Annotated in this window: 14 protein-coding genes; 7 read left to right on the top strand and 7 right to left on the bottom strand. The window is 40.8% G+C overall.

What is annotated here, in order from left to right; genetic code table 11:
- The first annotated feature begins 198 nt into the window (after nt 1-198).
- The gene (locus tag B9A91_RS02265) at nt 199-978 is read left to right on the top strand and encodes a MerR family transcriptional regulator (RefSeq protein ID WP_084236801.1); all 780 of its coding nucleotides are present in this window, start codon (nt 199-201) and stop codon (nt 976-978) included.
- 157 nt (nt 979-1135) lie between these two features.
- Here the strand turns inward: B9A91_RS02265 and rhuM are convergent, their stop codons facing one another.
- Nucleotides 1136-2110: a virulence RhuM family protein/type II toxin-antitoxin system death-on-curing family toxin gene (rhuM, locus tag B9A91_RS02260; protein WP_084236800.1), complete on the bottom strand. Its 975-nt coding sequence runs from the start codon at nt 2108-2110 to the stop codon at nt 1136-1138.
- A gap of 117 nt (nt 2111-2227) precedes the next feature.
- Nucleotides 2228-2383, bottom strand: a complete 156-nt coding sequence (locus B9A91_RS24550; RefSeq protein WP_394334671.1) for an RNA-binding protein — start codon at nt 2381-2383, stop codon at nt 2228-2230.
- A 92-nt stretch (nt 2384-2475) separates the two neighbouring features.
- On the opposite strand from B9A91_RS24550, the gene B9A91_RS02255 reads away from it, so the two are divergent.
- Entirely contained in the window at nt 2476-3624 is a 1149-nt protein-coding gene (locus tag B9A91_RS02255) for a DUF3095 domain-containing protein (protein ID WP_084236799.1), read from the top strand.
- Here B9A91_RS02255 and B9A91_RS02250 read toward each other — a convergent pair.
- The 4 genes from B9A91_RS02250 to B9A91_RS02235 form a co-directional block, all read right to left on the bottom strand.
- Nucleotides 3610-3846 carry an Rpn family recombination-promoting nuclease/putative transposase gene (locus B9A91_RS02250; RefSeq protein ID WP_262497607.1) on the bottom strand — a complete coding sequence of 79 codons (237 nt, stop codon included), beginning with the start codon at nt 3844-3846 and terminating at the stop codon, nt 3610-3612. The genes B9A91_RS02255 and B9A91_RS02250 overlap by 15 nt on opposite strands.
- A 10-nt stretch (nt 3847-3856) precedes the next feature.
- Nucleotides 3857-5437: a tetratricopeptide repeat protein gene (locus B9A91_RS02245; RefSeq protein ID WP_084236797.1), complete on the bottom strand. Its 1581-nt coding sequence runs from the start codon at nt 5435-5437 to the stop codon at nt 3857-3859.
- A 107-nt stretch (nt 5438-5544) separates the two neighbouring features.
- Entirely contained in the window at nt 5545-5880 is a 336-nt protein-coding gene (locus tag B9A91_RS02240) for a cupin domain-containing protein (protein ID WP_084236796.1), read from the bottom strand.
- A 389-nt stretch (nt 5881-6269) separates the two neighbouring features.
- Nucleotides 6270-7178 (bottom strand): Rpn family recombination-promoting nuclease/putative transposase, encoded by a 909-nt coding sequence (locus tag B9A91_RS02235; protein ID WP_084236795.1) that lies wholly within the window; start codon nt 7176-7178, stop codon nt 6270-6272.
- 437 nt (nt 7179-7615) lie between these two features.
- On the opposite strand from B9A91_RS02235, the gene B9A91_RS02230 reads away from it, so the two are divergent.
- From B9A91_RS02230 to B9A91_RS24510, 5 genes are all read left to right on the top strand, one after another.
- A complete protein-coding gene (locus tag B9A91_RS02230) occupies nt 7616-8206 on the top strand; it encodes an RNA polymerase sigma factor (RefSeq protein ID WP_084236794.1) in 591 nt (196 codons plus the stop codon).
- Nucleotides 8207-8450: 244 nt separating this feature from the next.
- Nucleotides 8451-9626, top strand: a complete 1176-nt coding sequence (locus B9A91_RS02225) for a FecR family protein (protein ID WP_159451618.1) — start codon at nt 8451-8453, stop codon at nt 9624-9626.
- A 131-nt stretch (nt 9627-9757) separates the two neighbouring features.
- Complete coding sequence (locus tag B9A91_RS02220) at nt 9758-13360, top strand: SusC/RagA family TonB-linked outer membrane protein (protein WP_084236792.1); 3603 nt, start codon at nt 9758-9760, stop codon at nt 13358-13360.
- Between the two features lie 11 nt (nt 13361-13371).
- The gene (locus B9A91_RS02215) at nt 13372-14907 is read left to right on the top strand and encodes a RagB/SusD family nutrient uptake outer membrane protein (protein ID WP_084236791.1); all 1536 of its coding nucleotides are present in this window, start codon (nt 13372-13374) and stop codon (nt 14905-14907) included.
- 26 nt (nt 14908-14933) lie between these two features.
- Complete coding sequence (locus B9A91_RS24510; RefSeq protein WP_084236790.1) at nt 14934-16052, top strand: redoxin domain-containing protein; 1119 nt, start codon at nt 14934-14936, stop codon at nt 16050-16052.
- A gap of 83 nt (nt 16053-16135) precedes the next feature.
- On the opposite strand, the gene B9A91_RS02205 is transcribed toward B9A91_RS24510, so the two are convergent.
- The gene (locus B9A91_RS02205; RefSeq protein ID WP_159451617.1) at nt 16136-17539 is read right to left on the bottom strand and encodes a RagB/SusD family nutrient uptake outer membrane protein; all 1404 of its coding nucleotides are present in this window, start codon (nt 17537-17539) and stop codon (nt 16136-16138) included.
- Nucleotides 17540-17546: the final 7 nt, after the last annotated feature.

The raw sequence follows: 17546 nt of genomic DNA, 5'->3' as shown, positions 1-17546 counted from the left end.
TTTATATTTTTTACCAAAGAAAACCGTCTGTTTACATTTTGGCAATCAGGAATAGCCTGAGCCTGTATTTTTCGGGTCTAAAGCTGAAATTATACCGGCCGAAATTTTGACAGATCTCCAATTGCAAACTATTTGAAAATAGTTCTTGACTCTTACCTTGGGTCATAGCCTACCTTTGCTCAATAAATAATAATTGGCATGAAAAAGCAAGTATACTATTCTGTAAAACAACTGGCCAGACTATCCGGAATTACTGTAAAAACACTGCACCTGTACGATAAGATTGGCTTGCTTAAGCCAGCAGAAAGAACAGATGCACGCTACAGGCTTTACGGGAAAGAAGAACTTTTACGCCTGCAGCAGATCCTGTTTTACAAAGAACTGGACTTTCCGTTAAAAGAGATCCTGCTGATACTAGATGACCCGGATTTTGATCTGATTTTAGCGCTGCAGGGGCATAAGCGTATGCTGCAGGCTAGAAAGGCCAGAATAGGTACGCTAATGAAAACAATTGACAACACCATACATTCAATAAAAAACAAAACCATGTTAAAACTAGAAGATCTATACGAAGGCCTTTCAGCAGATGAGGCCAAAAAATACAGAGACCAGGCTATTGACAGCTACGGAGAAGAAGTGGTAATACATGCCGAAGAACATTTGAAAAGCTTAAGCAAAAGCGATATGCAGGTATTGGTATTGCGGCAAAAAGAGCTGGGAAAGGCCATCTTGCTTTTGAAAGACCTGCCTGCTGATAGTGACCGGGTACAGGGATTGGTACATGAGCATTACCTCAATACCCGCAAACTCTGGGGAACACATGATGCATCAGATAAACAGGCCGAGGCTTATTACGGGCTGGGGCAGCTTTATTTAAGTGATGAGAGGTTTACCAGTGAATCTGGTGTTTTCGGGCCAGAGTTCAGGACATTTATTAGCGAAGCCATTGCGGCTTATGTAAATAGTAAATTGAGATAGCAAACCCGGGCAGCTGAAAAAAGGTGCTCTTTCTTAGCAGTCAGGCTCAAAAAGTACAACAAATGATATGGCAGCTCCACGAACCTACATGTTTTGTAAGGTTATTTACTTTACAGAACATGTAGGTGAGCTGGCGTAGCGATCAATATGCAATTTTCTAGTTGTTTGAATTGATTAAGTTCACAATCACCTTTACCATGATCTCCTTATCATCTGATTTACTTTCGGCAATCATTAAGGTTAAAGCCACCAATGCATTGTCTGCAATTCTTTTTGATCCATCTGGCCGGTACAGTATCCCGTTTTTTTCCAGGAACCATACAAACAGGTAGGCTGCAATGCGTTTATTACCATCAGAAAAAGAGTGGTTTTTAACTACAAAATAGAGCAGGTTGCCAGCCTTCTCCTCTACACTGGGATACAGGTCAATGCCGCCAAAGGTTTGGTATATTGCGGCAAGAGAGCCCTGAAAAGATTGATCTTTTTCATTCCCAAATAATGAGCTGCCTCCGTACTTATTCTTTAAATCCTGAATGGCTTTTATTGCTTCAGGGTAATTGATGCTAAAGAGTTCCTCAGTAGTAGTATGCTCAATAGTTAGTTCCTGATGGTCGTATTTGTCCAGTATATCCAGTGCATAGGCGTAGTCTGTAACTACCCTTAGCAAACCAGTGGCTTCATCGGAGTTTAGTTCTTTGTTTTCAAGTACATTGCTTAGCAGCGTAACAGTTTTTTTGAGGTCTTTTAACTGTTTTTCCTGTTCTTTTAAACGTTTTTCGTTTATGGTGTAACCTTTAACAAGATGTTCTTTGAGAATTTTATTGGCCCAGATGCGGAATTGAGTGCCCCTAGGGGATTTTATTCTATAACCTACAGAGATAATAACGTCTAAACTGTATAGAGCGACAGGTCTGTCTGCATTTGCAATGTGCATTTTTTGCACATTGCTTTTTTCATCTATTTCTTCTTCTTTAAATACATTGTTGATGTGTTTAGTAATTACAGATCTGTCCTTTCTAAAAAGTTCGCTGATCTGTGCCTGGGTAAGCCAAATCGTTTCGTTTTCAAGTTTTACATCAATAGTTGTGGTGCCATCTCCGGCTTGATAAATGGTAATTTGTTCCGTTTGCATAATTGATTTTTTTAAAAGATTATTTCAAGACGGAATTATCTACAAAAAACAATATTCGCTGGTAATAAAAATTAAAATTTATTTTTTTAACAAATTGATAATCAGCAAAATGTTGGATTAAAAATCAATATTTTGAGATGTTCTACAGTTTGCGGGATTGAGTTTGTGATGTTTGCCATCTAAGGCATAAATGGCCCTGCCTGCAGCAGTTTGGTCTTGCAACAACACAAAACCATAGCCCAGGCTTTTTACCCCTTTTTTTACGATGCTGATTTCTTTTACCAGTACATGTCCCCCTTCCGATTTCAGGAGCCCCGCAAAAATAACTACAGGTTAATATTTAATTTTCCCGTATATTACCTTTAATGTCTGATGAGCAATTTTATGATTCGCTGCCGGTACACCGGATGCCTGTTGGCGACCTTTTAACCCGGAAAGACCTGTTCCGGCAGGTCCCTTCAAACTGGTACGTCATTATTACAGATATCAAAAGTTCTACGCAGGTAGTGTTGAGCGGTGGGCACCAAAATATTAACCTGATTGCAGCGGGCAGCATTGTTGCTGTACTTAATATAGCCTTCGGCATGGGCATCAGTATACCTTTCTTTTTTGGCGGAGACGGGGCAACTTTTATTGTTCCGCCATCGGTTATGGATAAGGCCATACAGGCCCTGTCATCTTACCGGGCAAACATATCAATTAATTTTGGCCTGGAGCTGCGCACCGGAACTGTTCCGGTTAAACAGATTTATGCAGAGGGGCATGAGCTGGATATTACCAGGTTTAGCAGCGGTACGTCTTTTTCCATACCTGTTGTATTGGGCAATGGTTTGAATTATGCAGAGAGATTGGTTAAAGGGGCAACATCTCTTTTTGCTGAAGAACCTTTGCCGGAAGTGGAACCCGATCTTAGCGGAATGCAATGCCGTTGGGACAAAATTGCAGCGCCCGAGAACCGGGATGAGGTAATTACCCTGCTGGTTGTAGCCCGTGAGGGCATATTACAGTCGGTACCTTTTAAAAAGGTGATGGATAAGATTGATGAACTATACGGGCCATTGCAGCAAAGACAGCCCATATCTGTTTCGAGGTTAAAACTGAAAAGTTCTTTTAAACAGATAGAGCTAGAAATGCGGGTGCAGTTAGGCAAAATAAAATGGCTTAGTCTGCTGCAGACCTGGCTTCTTAACCTTTACGGAAGGGTTTATTTTCTTACCAGAGATGGAAAAATGTACCTGAAAAGTTTAGTTGAGCGGTCGGACACACTAGTTATAGATGGTAAGATCAATACAGTTATTTCTGGAAAAGCCGTGCAAAGGATGGCCTTGCAACTTTTCTTGGATGAGCTGGAAGCTGCCGGAGAACTGGCATACGGCTTGCACCTGAGCGGGGCCTCGGTAATGTCGTGTTATGTACGCGACCTTAAGGACGACCATGTGCATTTTGTTGATGGTGCAAATGGGGGCTATACCCAGGCAGCAAGAATGCTTAAAATGAAACTACATGCTGGCTAATAGTTCCAGCAACCGTATTTCTGTCATGCTAAATGGAAAATTAGCTACAAACAATTTGTAAACCTCGGGGAGTTTATAATCCCAATTGGCTTCAACGGATTTGCCATGCCCCTGTACAAGATTTGCGGTGTAAAATAAGATGCGGTCTTTGAAATGTTCCTGATTACCTTTTTGCATTTCTACAATGAAGTTTTCATTGTTATCGCCGGTACAATATAAAATAGTTCGCGGATCAATTAAACTCCAATGCTGTTTTTAAGTTGACTTTGTGTTGCTGTTGATTTTCCTGGTCAAGCACGATCAATTTTTTGCAAACAGGTATTACTTTTTTATACAGCGCTTTTTTTGAGTTTTTTAGTTTAACATAAGTAGCATCACCCTGTTTTGTATTACCCAGGGCATTCATTTTACTTGTTAAGATTTGGTCCTGAGCCGCCAGAACGCTGTATAAACCAAGATAAGATTCTAAATGGTTAGCCGTTAATGTTAAGGCCTGATTTAACTTTTCCTCGGCCAGTTCCAGATTTTTGTTGTTAAAGGCGGCTATGCCTTCATTGTAAAATAGTACGGTTTTGTAGGTAATCAGATCTGATAGTGCTTTTTTTGCCTCTTGTAATTCAGGATTGATGAGCAGGGCGGCCCTGAATTGTTTTTCGGCGGTTTCCCAATCTTCCTGCGCTGTTGCTTTTGCGCCTATGTTGTAGGTTTCGATCGCTTTTATAATATTTTCCTGTGTTATATGTTGTTTAACCGGGACATTATTAATCGGTTCTGGCTGCTCTTTACCGGCAGGTACTTTTTGCGAAGCTAAACTTGTTTGATGCCCTGGGTTCTTTAATGCCTCAATAGCGTTTTGAAGTTGAATAAAGTTTTCGTCATTTGGGCCAAAGTTGTATTCAAATTGGAATTCTGAAACCAATTTATTTTCTGCATAGTTTTTGTCTTCGGTCAATGCTGAACACTCAGAAGGGTTTTGCCGGTACTTTTTTCCAACTACTCTAAGTTTTTGGGTTGTTCTAATGTTGAGTACTTTTTTGTTCCCCACGGCATAGACTTCCTTATCAATTTTTTCTAAAATGATATTGGTAAGCGGAATAGAATAGCTGAAAAATGTTTTAGAACTTGGACAAGGGTATTGGGGTAATTGGTCAATTACTTCGGTAGAAAATTCTAAATTGTTGTTTCCGATGGTAACATTTGGAGTGTTTACAGTTAAACCGGGATAAATCAAATGTATTTCCTCCTTAAGGAATGATTTGATATTATTTTTTATTAAATTTTCGGAACTGATGGCAGATGAAGGGTTCGTGTTATTAATTATTTCTTTTTTAGATTTATCATAATTAATGCAGGAAGGCCTGGGTTTTAACTTGCAAAGCAAACAGGTATTATACCTGTTGTCATCACAACCTTCATAAGGTTGTGAGGCCTCTACTTCGTCGTTTCCCAGCATTCGTAAATAACCTACAGCTAAGTAGGGTGTGTTGCCATTGGTAAGCCTTACCAGCATCATACCGTCATCGGTTGAGTTTGCTTTAAGTTCGGTTCTGTACTGCCCGCCGTTTTGTTTAATGTATTCATCCGTTTCCTGGCTCCCGGTTTTTACCACAAAACTAAAAGCAATCTTTTTAGGATAGGTATTTCTGAATTGTATGTACTTGGTAAAATTGGATGCATCGTTGTCCATAGGCCTTGTTCTGAACTGTATGCCTTTGAAACATGCGGTTGTTTGCCATGGCCCCCAGCTGGTAGATTGTGCGAGTATACTTGTTAATTGCAAACAGCAGATAAGTAGCAGCAGGGTCTTTTTCATCAATCTAAGCTAAGTATTATACGAGTTCGTGTAAATAGCTAGCATTAGGTATTTTATTTTAAAATAAATTTCTGGCAATTTATAATTCCATCGTCTTTGTACAAAAGTTATTCGCCTATTATAGAGGTTTCCATGTGCTGATGCTCAAAGGTGAGGTTAACTGAACGTTGGTTTTTTGGCCGGGTTTTGTGCGGCATGCCTTTAGGGATGGTAATGAGTTGGCCGGGATACAATTCAATCGTCTGGTTTTCCAATTCTATGATCAATATACCTTCCAAGCCCAGAAAGCTTTCATCTGAATTGGGATGATAATGCCAGTAGTAGGGACGGGTCATTACACTCATGCGTATCACCTGATCATTTACCACGCTAAGCGCTAGGTTGGTATAGTCGCCAGTAGCGGCCTGGCTAACCTGGTTGATATCAATTGGCAGCAGTTTCATAAAGTTCTTTTTATGTTAACAGCCAGATAGAAGGAATGGTTTATAGTTCGTAATTTATTGTGGTGGCGCAAACTGAGTAACTACCACCCATGCCGCTATATTGTCATTTACAGGTAATTAACAAATTATATTAAATCTGTTTAGGATCCTCGTTCGTTTATTAAACAGAACACGGAGAGACAGATTTGTGAGGTTGAGTTGAGGGTGAACACGCAAAGGTGGATTTGATGAGAGGGGGAGAAAAGCCCGGCTGATGGCCGGGTTTTTCAATTATAACTTAAGCCGCTTACTTTCGGCCAGTCGCATGCTGATCGGGTTGTCAATAAGTTTCAGCAACTGGATCTCTGTCATGCTAAACGGGAAGTTGGCGACAAATAGTTTGATGCTCATTAAAGGGATTCGATTTCTTCTTTTGACAGGCCAGTTAATTCAGCTATTTCTTCGGCAGGCATCTTCCTGGCTTTTAGTTTTAACGCCATTTCTACAGCTTTCTTATGCTCTCCTTTTTCCAAGCCCTGCTCAATACCCTTTCCAAGAATATACTGTTCGTGACTATAATTGTCACGTTTTCTTTTCAGCTCCCGCTGATAAGCATCCATTTCTTCGGGGGTCAAATTCGTTACTTCTGCCACTTCAAATAGTTTTTTGAATGTTGAGTTATTACTCAAAGATACAGGTATTTCCTCAAATTCTGTCATGTGTCTTAAGCAGTACAGCCATTTGTCTTCGTTTGTTTCCAGCTCGTCCAGCGTTTTGGTAAACTTTGGCAATTCAATATAAATGTACCCAAGCTTGTCGTAAAACTGCTTTTTGGTACGCATCTCTACCAGCAGAACGTCGTGTATGTGGTGTTCGTTTGGGCTTTCATCCAATACAAAGTCCATTACGGCAACAAAGTAAATCTCGGGGAGTTTATAATCCCAATTGGCTTCAACGGATTTGCCATGCCCCTGTACAAGATTTGCGGTGTAAAATAAGATGCGGTCTTTGAAATGTTCCTGATTACCTTTTTGCATTTCTACGATAAAGTCTTCATTGTTATCGCCGGTGCAATACACATCAAATACGGTTTTTCTGTTTTGCTTTTGATCGCCTTTGCGTTCGGTTTTTCCTAACCTTACCTGTTTAATCACTTTACGGCCTTCAAACACGCTGTTTAAAAAGTCTCTCAAAAGGTCAAGATGCCCTTCCTTGGCAAAGAAGTGGTGGAAGGAAAAATCGAGCTTAAAATCTATGTATCTGGAGGTAACTTCTTCCGTTGTAGTTGTTGTGGTGCTTACGCTGGTTTCTTGTTGCATAGTTTGGGTTTTATACCACAAACCTAAACAGGTATTTTTTAAGTTGAAAGAACTCTGTTCATTTCAGGAAGCTGTCCGGAAATGGTGGGGTAAAAGAAAATATAGTTTTGTTTTACATGGGGTAGGAGGAAGCTGTAACAAACAATATTCTGTTTAACACTTTAATCCTGGGGGGCATGGCTTTGTTTTTCAGGTTCAGGTTAGCACCGGATGAGTATACAAAACGAAAGACGGTTTTGATGAAAGTAGAAGATAAGTAAGTTTGCTGCAACAGTTAAATCCCTATGTTTGCCTGGAAAAGGATATTTTCAGTACTCTACGATGAAATTTTCATCCTGATCACCTGTACAATACACATCAAAAACGATTTTCCTGTTTTGATGAGATTTGTATATACTTGCGGAAAAGAGTAACTTTAATTAAGAGGATTATCAATAATGAGGGCTTATGGGGGGTACACCGATCAGGAACTGGTTGTTTTGCTTAAGCAAAATAATGAAGCTGCTTTTCGACTTATTTTTGATGCCTGGCACAAAAAGCTCTATCATTTTAGTCTGCGTTATTTGAATAGTCGGGAACAATCTGAGGAAGCTGTGCACGACGCCTTAATTAATTTGTGGGCTTCTCGCGAAAAAATTGACGAAACCCAACCCCTCGGGGCATACCTTTATACCATTTGCAAACGACTGTGCTTAAACAGGATCAGGGAAGCTGCCAGGTTCCATGCTGCAGCAGAAAAGTTATGGGCCAGGTACCAGGATATCAGTCACAGCACAGAGGAAGTTCTTAATCTGGCGGAACTTGAGGCTTTTACTGAACAAGCAGTTGAAAAATTATCTAAACAACAACAACTTGTTTTCAGAATGAGCAGGTACGAAGGTTTAAGTCAACAGGAAATAGCTGATAAACTAAATATTTCGAAAGAAACTGTGAAAAAACACAGTGCCGAAGCGCTTAAGGCGCTACGTATTCATTTTGAAACTTATGGTTTTTCTTGGTTGTTTTTGATTTTTTTAAACAAAATGTAATTGTTGCAACAAATTAATAATCACACTTCAAATCTTTTTAAACTTAGGATATATGGTAATATATACCCTAAATTTAGTTAACAAGAGGATACTTGCACAACATGGCTGAGCGTTACACCATGCATATGGATCTTGTGAGGTGGGCATCGTAATGGTTGTAGTTAAGAAAAATTTAGTTCTACTACTCCCTATTTCATTTTGAGGTGTAATGTATAAAAAGTGCCGCTTTAGGCTACGAAGGAAAATGAATAAGGAAAATATTATCATCCAAAATCTTCTTCAAAAGTATGCTGACCATCAGATCAGCAAGGAAGAGTACGATAAGCTTTTGGCTTACATTAAAAAGCATAGGGCAACTGAGGATTTGGAATTGATTATGGACCGGGATTGGAAAAAGCTTAGTGATGAATTTCCATTTTCTGAATTAAAAAGCGAACAGCTATTTCAAAAAATCATTTCCAATCCGGTTTACGCTGAACCAATATCGGTAAAATCTAATGCCAGAACATTTAAACTCTGGCGGTATGTTGCCGGAGCAGTAGCGGCAGTAGCTGTAATTATGATGGCTGTTTGGATGTACAGCAAAAGCCAGCGGGGTTCAGGATCTCTCCATATACTGACACTGGTAAACGATATCCCGTCTGGCAGCAATAAAGCCACCTTAACCTTAGCTAACGGGAAAACCATAAACCTGAGTGAAGCTAAAACCGGCGTTTTGATAAAAGGTAGCATGGTAACTTATAATGACGGCGCTGCAATTGGTGCGTTAGCTGATGGTGAAGTGGATCCGGCAGGTAGCCGGATCCAAACCATTACTACACCTAAAGGTGGAACCTATCAGATTACATTGTCTGATGGAACAAGGGTATGGTTAAATGCTGCTTCGAGTTTAAGGTATTCTGCAAGCATATACGAACAGGGGTTGCGTAGGGTTAGCCTGGATGGTGAGGCTTATTTTGAAGTTGCAAAAGATAAAGCCCATCCTTTTGTTGTAAGTAGTAGGGGGCAAGAGGTAAAAGTGCTGGGTACCCATTTTAATATCAGTAGCTATTCTGATGAAAAAAGCGTTAAAACAACATTATTGGAGGGGTCAGTCCAGGTAAATAGTGTTTTACTGAAACCTGACGAACAATCTGTTCTTGAGAATAATAAAATCAGCGTCATGCCTGTTGATACGGAGAAAATAGTAGCCTGGAAAAACGGAAAGTTCGTGTTTACCAGTGAAAGTATCGAAAGTATTATGAAAAAGCTTTCCCGCTGGTATAATGTTGAAGTAGTTTATAAAGGGGATTTTAGTGATGAAACTTTTACAGGTTCAATCAGCCGTTACGACAATATTTCCAGGATCTTAGAAAAAATTACGTTTACCCAGGCTGTACACTTTAAGGTAGAAGGAAGGAGGGTTACCGTTATGCCATAGTTATACCTTTTATAAGGTAGCTTAACAAAAAAACGGGAGTGCTTCGATCTACCCCCGTTCTATGTAGTCTGGCCTGCCTTTTCAATTCATTGCGAGAATTAATATCAACTTAACCAAACTATTCAAAATTAATGAAAATTAATGAAAAAATGGGCGGATACCGGTATGCGGAAATCCCCCGGAAATTATTGATGATTATGAAACTCACCACAATCATAATGATGGTATCATTACTTCAGGTAAGCGCAATCAGCAAAGCGCAGATTACATTGAACGAGAGCAGGATATCGATGCAAAAAGTACTTGATAAAATTAGTACCCAAAGCGGTTATGATTTCATTTATTCGGATAAGGACCTTAAAAACCTTAAGCCTATAAGCGTTAGCCTTAAAAATGTAAGTATTCAGAAAGCGCTGCAAGTTTGCTTTGCCAACCAGCCTTTGGTTTATGAGGTGACAGATAAGACTGTTATGATCAGAAAGAAAAGCTTTTCCTTTCTGGATCAGCTTATGTCTGCTTTTACTGCCATTGATGTTCGGGGCACTGTACTTGACGAAAAGGGCCTGCCTTTACCTGGAGCAACAGTAAAGGTAAAAGATACCAAAAGAGTAGCTACCACTAATTCTGACGGAGAATTTCAATTGAACGGAATTAACGAAGATGCAGTTTTACAGGTTTCTTTTCTAGGCTATAAAACAAAAGAAATAGCTGTTGGGCAGTCGCGCATTATTACAGTTAAAATGGAACCGGGTAGCTCCGATCTGGAAGAGGTAACAGTAGTGAGTACCGGATATCAGACACTTCCGAAGGAAAGAGCAACGGGGTCTTTCAATACAATAGGCCAGGAACAGTTGGAAAAACCATCTACTAGTATTGCACAAAGGTTAATTGGTACTACCGCCGGCATGCAGGCCACATTGGATGCTGATGGTAATCCCAGATTTGAGATCAGGGGGCAAACAGCTTTGAATATCAGGAACGATTTCGGAATCCGGAACCAGAATGCAGCTCCTTTGGTAGTAGTGGATGGATTTGCAATACAAGGTGATTTCAGTACAATCAATCCAAACGACGTGGAAAGTGTTACGGTACTTAAGGATGCAGCCGCTGCTTCTATATGGGGGGCTAAATCAGCCAATGGTGTTATCGTTATCGTAACTAAAAAAGCAAAAAAAGGAACACCTTTAAATGTAAACTTTTCAGCTTTCACCAGGATTTCCAGGAAACTGGATCTAGACTATGTGAATCCGTTGGCAACTTCTGCGGAAACTGTTGATTATGAGGTTAAATCGTTTGAAAAGTGGGGTGGGGATATTAACGATGGCAGCCTTCCGTTTGCTGCTTATTTTTCCTGGGCACCGGCAGGAGTGGCGCTGACTGAGCAAAAGCTAGGGTTTATTTCAGAAACGCAAAGGGACGCGCTTCTGGCGAAGTACCGGACAATGAGTAACAAGGATCAGATCCGCGATGAGTTACTTAGAAACCCAACTGTACAGCAGTACAACCTGGACCTATCGGGTTCAACCGGAAAGATGAACAATAGACTGTCTTTACTCTATGAAGACACCCAATCAAATTTTAAAGGCTCGGACAACAAAAAATATATGGTAAACTATAATTCAGATGCTGATATTTTTAAATGGCTGCAGCTAAGTTTTGGTGGCTTAGTTAATTATAACAAAATCAATAGAAATGGGGTGAATTATAATGTAAATCCATACGGCCTTCCCAATCCGCTTGCAGATATCGCTGCGTTGGCCCCTTATGAGATGTTGAGAAATGAAGACGGCTCATTGACGGACCTTTCACCTTACTACAAGCCAGTTCTGAAACGTTCTGTACCGACTGGCTTATTTCCTTATGCTGATTGGTCTTATAATCCTATACAGGAAATTGCCAATCGCAAGTATAAAACTGAGGACTTGAATTTGCGTTTGCAGGCGGGATTGAAGTTTAAAATTATCAAAGGTTTATCTTTCGATACCAAGGTTCAATATGAATTGGCTAATACTTTTAACAGCAACTACAATAATGACAAAACCTTTGCAGTAAGAAATGCAGTGAATACGGCTGCAAGCTGGAATATGGTCACTAATCGCATTACTCCAAACCTGCCAAAAGGTGGCACCTTAGAGCAGAGCAGGGCGCGGACTGAAGCTTATGTGTTTAGGAACCAAATTAATTTTGACAAAAAAATAGGCGAGGACCATGAAATCAATTTTATAGGAGGATCGGAGATCAATAACTTTGTATATCAAACTTTTGAGAATCCAAAAACTTATGGTTATAATGAGGAGACGCTTAGTGTAGGAACTTTTCCGAATGGATCGGGCGGTCAATTTGCCCCGATCCTGGACTGGACAGGGTACCCTCAGGTTTTTTCCTATGCTAATAGATTTTCTTACACTACTGACAGGTATTTCTCTTTGTTTGGCAATGCATCTTATAGCTATAAAAATAAATACACGCTTTCCGGGAGCATACGTACTGATGCTTCCAATTTAATTACAGACGACCCTTCTTATCGTTACGCACCTTTCTGGTCATTAGGCCTGGGTTGGCAATTGGGAAAGGAGCAATTCATTCAGCAAGTTGAATGGGTGGACCGCTTGTCTTTAAGGGCGACTTATGGCTACAATGGAAATGTGGACAGATCTACATCATTCCGACCTTTACTGGGCATGGGAGCTATCCCTAACATTTACACCGGCGATGTGACAGCAACCGTTTCTAGTTTTGGAAATCCAACATTACGATGGGAAAAGACCGGTACCTGGGATTTGGGGTTGGACTATAGTTTGTTTAAGGGACAGCTTTATGGGAAAGTAGATGTATACAATAAATCCGGCAGAGATCTTATCGCTACCCTTTCAATCCCTGCAGCTAACGGAACTACCAGGCAGAACCTTAATAATGCCGCAATGACTAACCGGGGCATTGAGGTGGAACTGGGAACCATACAGAAGATAAAAGGAAATGACATTACCTGGCGTGGAAACCTCAATTTCTCGTACAATAAGAACAAAATCACCAAATTGTTTGTAGCAAACTATCATCCTTCATGGCTTACTTCGGGAGGGTCAATAGCTTATGTTGAGGGACAGGATGCCAACACAATCTGGAGATTTCAATATGCTGGGGTTAAAAATAACCAGCCGACTGTGTATGGTCCAAATGGTGACCAGTATGATTTCTCGGCCTATCCGCCTGGAGATGGAAGGGATTTTCTGTTGAAAATGGGAACTGAAGTAGCACCTTATACACTTGGTTTTATGAACTCTTTTAAGGTTTATGATTTTAATTTGTCATTTATCGTAACCGGAAAGTTCGGTCACAAATTCCAGAGACAAGGATTTAACTATCCGCCAAGTTTTAATAGTAAGATATTGCCGAATAAAAAAGTAACTGAAGTACTTAATGGCGATCCGATGAAGATTGTGCCTCTTCCTTTGAACCAAAATGAACCCAGGTATTATTTCTGGGGCAGGTTTACCGAAAGCCTGAGCTACCTGATCGAAAATGCCTCACACATCAGAATGCAGGAAGTTAACCTAAGTTACAACCTGCCGGCGGCATTGGGTTCAAAAGTTGGTATGAGAAGGGTCCAGGTGTTTGCCCAGGGCAATGATCTTTTTACCGTTGTGGCCAATAAGGCAGGAGAAGATCCGGAGTACCCATTGGGAACGTTGAAACCACAGCCAAGAATCTCCTTAGGTATCAAATGTGAATTTTAAAAATCAAGAAAATGAAAAAAATATACAGGTACTTACCGATAGCGCTAATTTTAGCTACACTTTCCACCTTGCTTTTTTCCTGTAAGAAATTTCTGGAAGAGCCGCCGTCTAAGACTTCCTCGCTGGTTGTCAAAACTACAGCACAACTTAATGCGCTATTGGATAATCAAAATACTTTTTATTCAGAAGATAACCGTACGCAAACTTACGGAACAGATGATTGCGGATTTACAGTTGAGCTCTATAATGGCGGAAGAAATACATTTAGTACGTTATATACCATACAGTTTGCCACCTGGGATACCCAGTATATTCCTGATGCCAGCAGGGATGATTTATGGAATGGTGAGTATGCAAAAATCTTTGCCGCCAACCTGGCGCTGACTAACCTGGAAACGGTATCGGGAACTTCAGAAGAAAAAGCAATTATAAAAGCCGATGCACATTTTATTCGCGCCTATAGCTATTGGATATTGGCCAATACTTATTGTCTTCCATATACGGAAGCGAATAAAAATGAATTGGGACTTCCCATAAAAACCAGTACGAGCTTTGAGGAGCCCATTCAAAGGCAACCTCTTGAAAAAGTTTATCAGTTAATTGAAGCTGATTTGGCCGAAGCCCTCAAGACCCCGGTTTCCCTAACCCAATCTGGCAAGCCCCGCCATTGGCGCGCCAGCATTGCTGGCGTGAATGGTTTTGCTGCGCGTTATTATTTAAACAGGAACAATTATGGGAAGGCGATTGAACATGCAAATGCTGCTTTGGCAGACTATAATGTGCTGGTAGATTACAACACGGAAATGCGTTATGGAAGAGATGGCGTTGTGAATATTAATCCGGGCACGCCACAAGCGCAGACAGTAGCTATCAAATACCCCTATACACATGATAACCCAGACCAGACAGACCTGATCAAATGGAAAGAATTCCTTTACTATCGCGTTCTAAGTAATGGCAACTGGTGGTACATTCCAAGCCAGCAACTTTTAAACCTTTATGATAAAACCAATGATTTAAGATATCAGTACCATGTTGTGGAGAATTATTCTTACGATCGCCGAATGACCAATCCATCTTATGATTATCCGGGATACATTTTCTTCTATAAACAATGGATACCATCTGGGCCTACAGTGGCTGAAGTTTTGCTGACGAAAGCCGAAGCACAAGCCCGTTCCAATGATCCTGCAGCGGCAATGGCAACGGTAAATATATTAAGGGCGAAAAGGATTAAGGCAGGCGGACCGGTGAACCTGGTTGCAGCAGATAAAGCTGATGCGATTAAGAAAGTACTGGAAGAAAGAAGGAGAGAAATGCCTTTCATTCAGCGCTGGTTTGACATCAGACGTTACAACAACAATGACGATCCTGATGATGATGTGGCGCTTAGCAGGACCTTTTATCCATATACCGGAGCTGGTGTACTTTTTAATCAGGCCCCTGTAACTTATACTTTGCCGAAAAATTCGAGAAGGTTTGCTGTTCCGCTCCCTAAACCGGAAATTATTTCGAGCAATGGCGCAATCCAGCAAAATACCTATTAACCATAAATCATTATAATACTATACACATGAAAAATTTTTGTTATGTTTTTAGCGGTCTGCTGCTGATGTCGATAAGCAGTATTGCTCAGGTCCCAAAAAAAACAACTTATGAAATTAATGGCTCAATTAAGGGGTTGAACAATGACAAGGCCTACCTGATCCTTCATCCTTCGGAAGCTAGCCGGAAATTTGATACCCTTATCACTGCGGTTGCTGAGGGCAAATTTAAGTTTGCAGGTAAAGTTCAACAGCTGCGCAGGGCTTCTTTATATTTTGGTGAGCCGCGCTTGCGTAAGGAGGCTGTTGTATATGTGGAGCCAGGAAAGATCCAGGTTCGCGGAAACATCGATTCGTTGAATTATGTAACCGTAACAGGCACTAAAACAAACGATGAGCTTACTGAAGCGCAACGTTATCTCGCGCCTATTTACGAGCGTAGATCCGCACTTTTTCAAAAGAGAAGAAGTTTAGGTGAAAATTCTGCCGAGGCTGAAAAGTTGGTTAAGGAAGCGGAAAGTAAAACAGATTCAATAAACGCCTATAAAATTCGCTTTATGGAAACCCATCCCGCCTCCCAGATCAGCTATGGCTATTTATATGTACTTCAAGATGGTCTTCCTACTGCTACTGCAGAGCGTATTTATAATAGCTTCCCTTCTTCATGGAAAAATTCTCAGGAAGGAAAAGGGATCTATTCCAAACTACAGGCCAATAAAGCTGTAGCAGTTGGGAAGAAAGCACCAGATTTTACCTCAACGGATACAAGTGGGGTAAAGGTTAAGCTAAGCGATTTTAAAGGCAAATATGTGCTGCTCGAATTTTGGGCCAATTGGTGTGTTCCCTGCAGGGCCTTAAACCCACATCTAAAGGAAGTTTATAACAAATTTAACGACAAAGGCTTCACGATAGTTCAATACTCTGTGGATGTAAAAAAGGATGAGCGCAAATGGAAAGATGCAATCAAGCAGGATGGACTAACCTGGACCCAGCTTTGCGACCTGCAAAACGGGCAGGCCCCGGTAGCAGCACTTTATGGGGTGCAGCCTATTCCTGATAGCTTTTTAATTGCTCCGGATGGTACCGTTTTGGGAAGAAGGTTGAGCCCAAAGGCATTGGAAGAAAAGTTAAAAAGCGTGCTAAAATAAGACCTGTCTTTATTTATACATCCCGAAAACTGATAATAAAAAAAAGCTGGACTTGTCCAGCTTTTTTTTATTAGGTATAAGGCCTAAGGATTATTTTGCATCCCAGGGTTTGCTGCCATTACGTTTAAAGGGAACCTTAACGTTAAGCGGTTGTTTTCAAGGGTGTAGGTTGTAGCGGGTTGCCCCGTTACCGCATCGTAGTTGATGTGTTTATACACCTTATCTTTAAATAAAGGATCGTTTGAAAGCCTTCTTATGTCAAACCATCTGAATCCATAAAGTGCAAACTCCCGAACACGTTCATCTATGATAAACCTGATCAGTTCATCTTTGTCATTTATTGTAACCGTAGCTTCTGCCAACGCCATTCTTTTCAGTCTGAAAGCGCTTAATGTAGCCCTTGCCTCAGCTAATTTGTCTAACCTGGCCTCACATTCCGCTTTCATTAGTTCCACATCGGGCAGGCTAACGCCTTGTGCTACCTGGAGGCCAAACGGTCCGATACGTCTATATAATTTTGCTGGAAATATGCCTGTGCCCCCGTAGGGTACGTTTGAGAATGCCTTCAGTCGTTTGTCCGTTGCAGTATACAATTCGTGCACCCAGGGGGCTAACAGTATATTATTGGAACTATTGACCAGAAAACTGAAACTGGTTCTTGCCAGCAGGCTTTCCGTATTATTGCTTCCGGAAGGAACAGACCAGGTAGGCACAGTATAGGTTTGATTATAGTCATAAATTGCCGCTTCAAAACTTGTGGGCATATGTGTTTTACCCAATTTAATCCATTCTAATGCAGAGGAATAATCACCTTTGTACCAATATAATTTTGCCAAAGTCATTTCTGCAGCAGCCTTTGTCATCCGCTGACGGTGTGGCTGGTCAACCGGGATTAGAGGAATGGATTCCAGTAGGTCCGAAATCATGTTGTCGTAAACTTCCTTAACACTGGCCCTTGTAAATGAAGTGGCTGAAACGTCTGCCTCTTTGACCAATGGGATTCCAGGATCAGACGAGGCTGTAGCTGGATTATAAGGTTTCCCGTAATAGTTAACCAATAACATATTAAAGTATGCTCTGGATGCCTTTGCTTCTGCACGTACCCGCGATTTATAGGCTTCGTCACCTTCCTTAGACCCCATAACTTCATTGATGATTTTGTTGTAGATGTAGATGCTTGCGATAGGCGACTGAAGCTCATCCGCAGTTTGTTCAGGTTCATAAAAATCCTTATCCCACCGAAATATTCTTTGGAGCCTTAAGGGCGACGACTCATAATAAGTATTGAGGGTAGCTGCATCATCACCGAGTGCAACCGTTGGAACGTCTGCCCCGATGGCCAGTGAGTTATACATCATGTTTTCGTATTCTACTGTTCGGCTTGCAATTAAACTCCCTTTTGGAGCTACTTCCAAAAAGTCTTTGCCACAGGATGCCTGTAACAATATAATAAATAATCCTAACTGATATTTCTTTAAAGTCTTCATAATCATA

Source organism: Pedobacter africanus (genome assembly GCF_900176535.1).
Classification (GTDB): Bacteria; Bacteroidota; Bacteroidia; order Sphingobacteriales; family Sphingobacteriaceae; genus Pedobacter; species Pedobacter africanus.
This window is presented reverse-complemented; position numbering and strand designations above follow the sequence as displayed.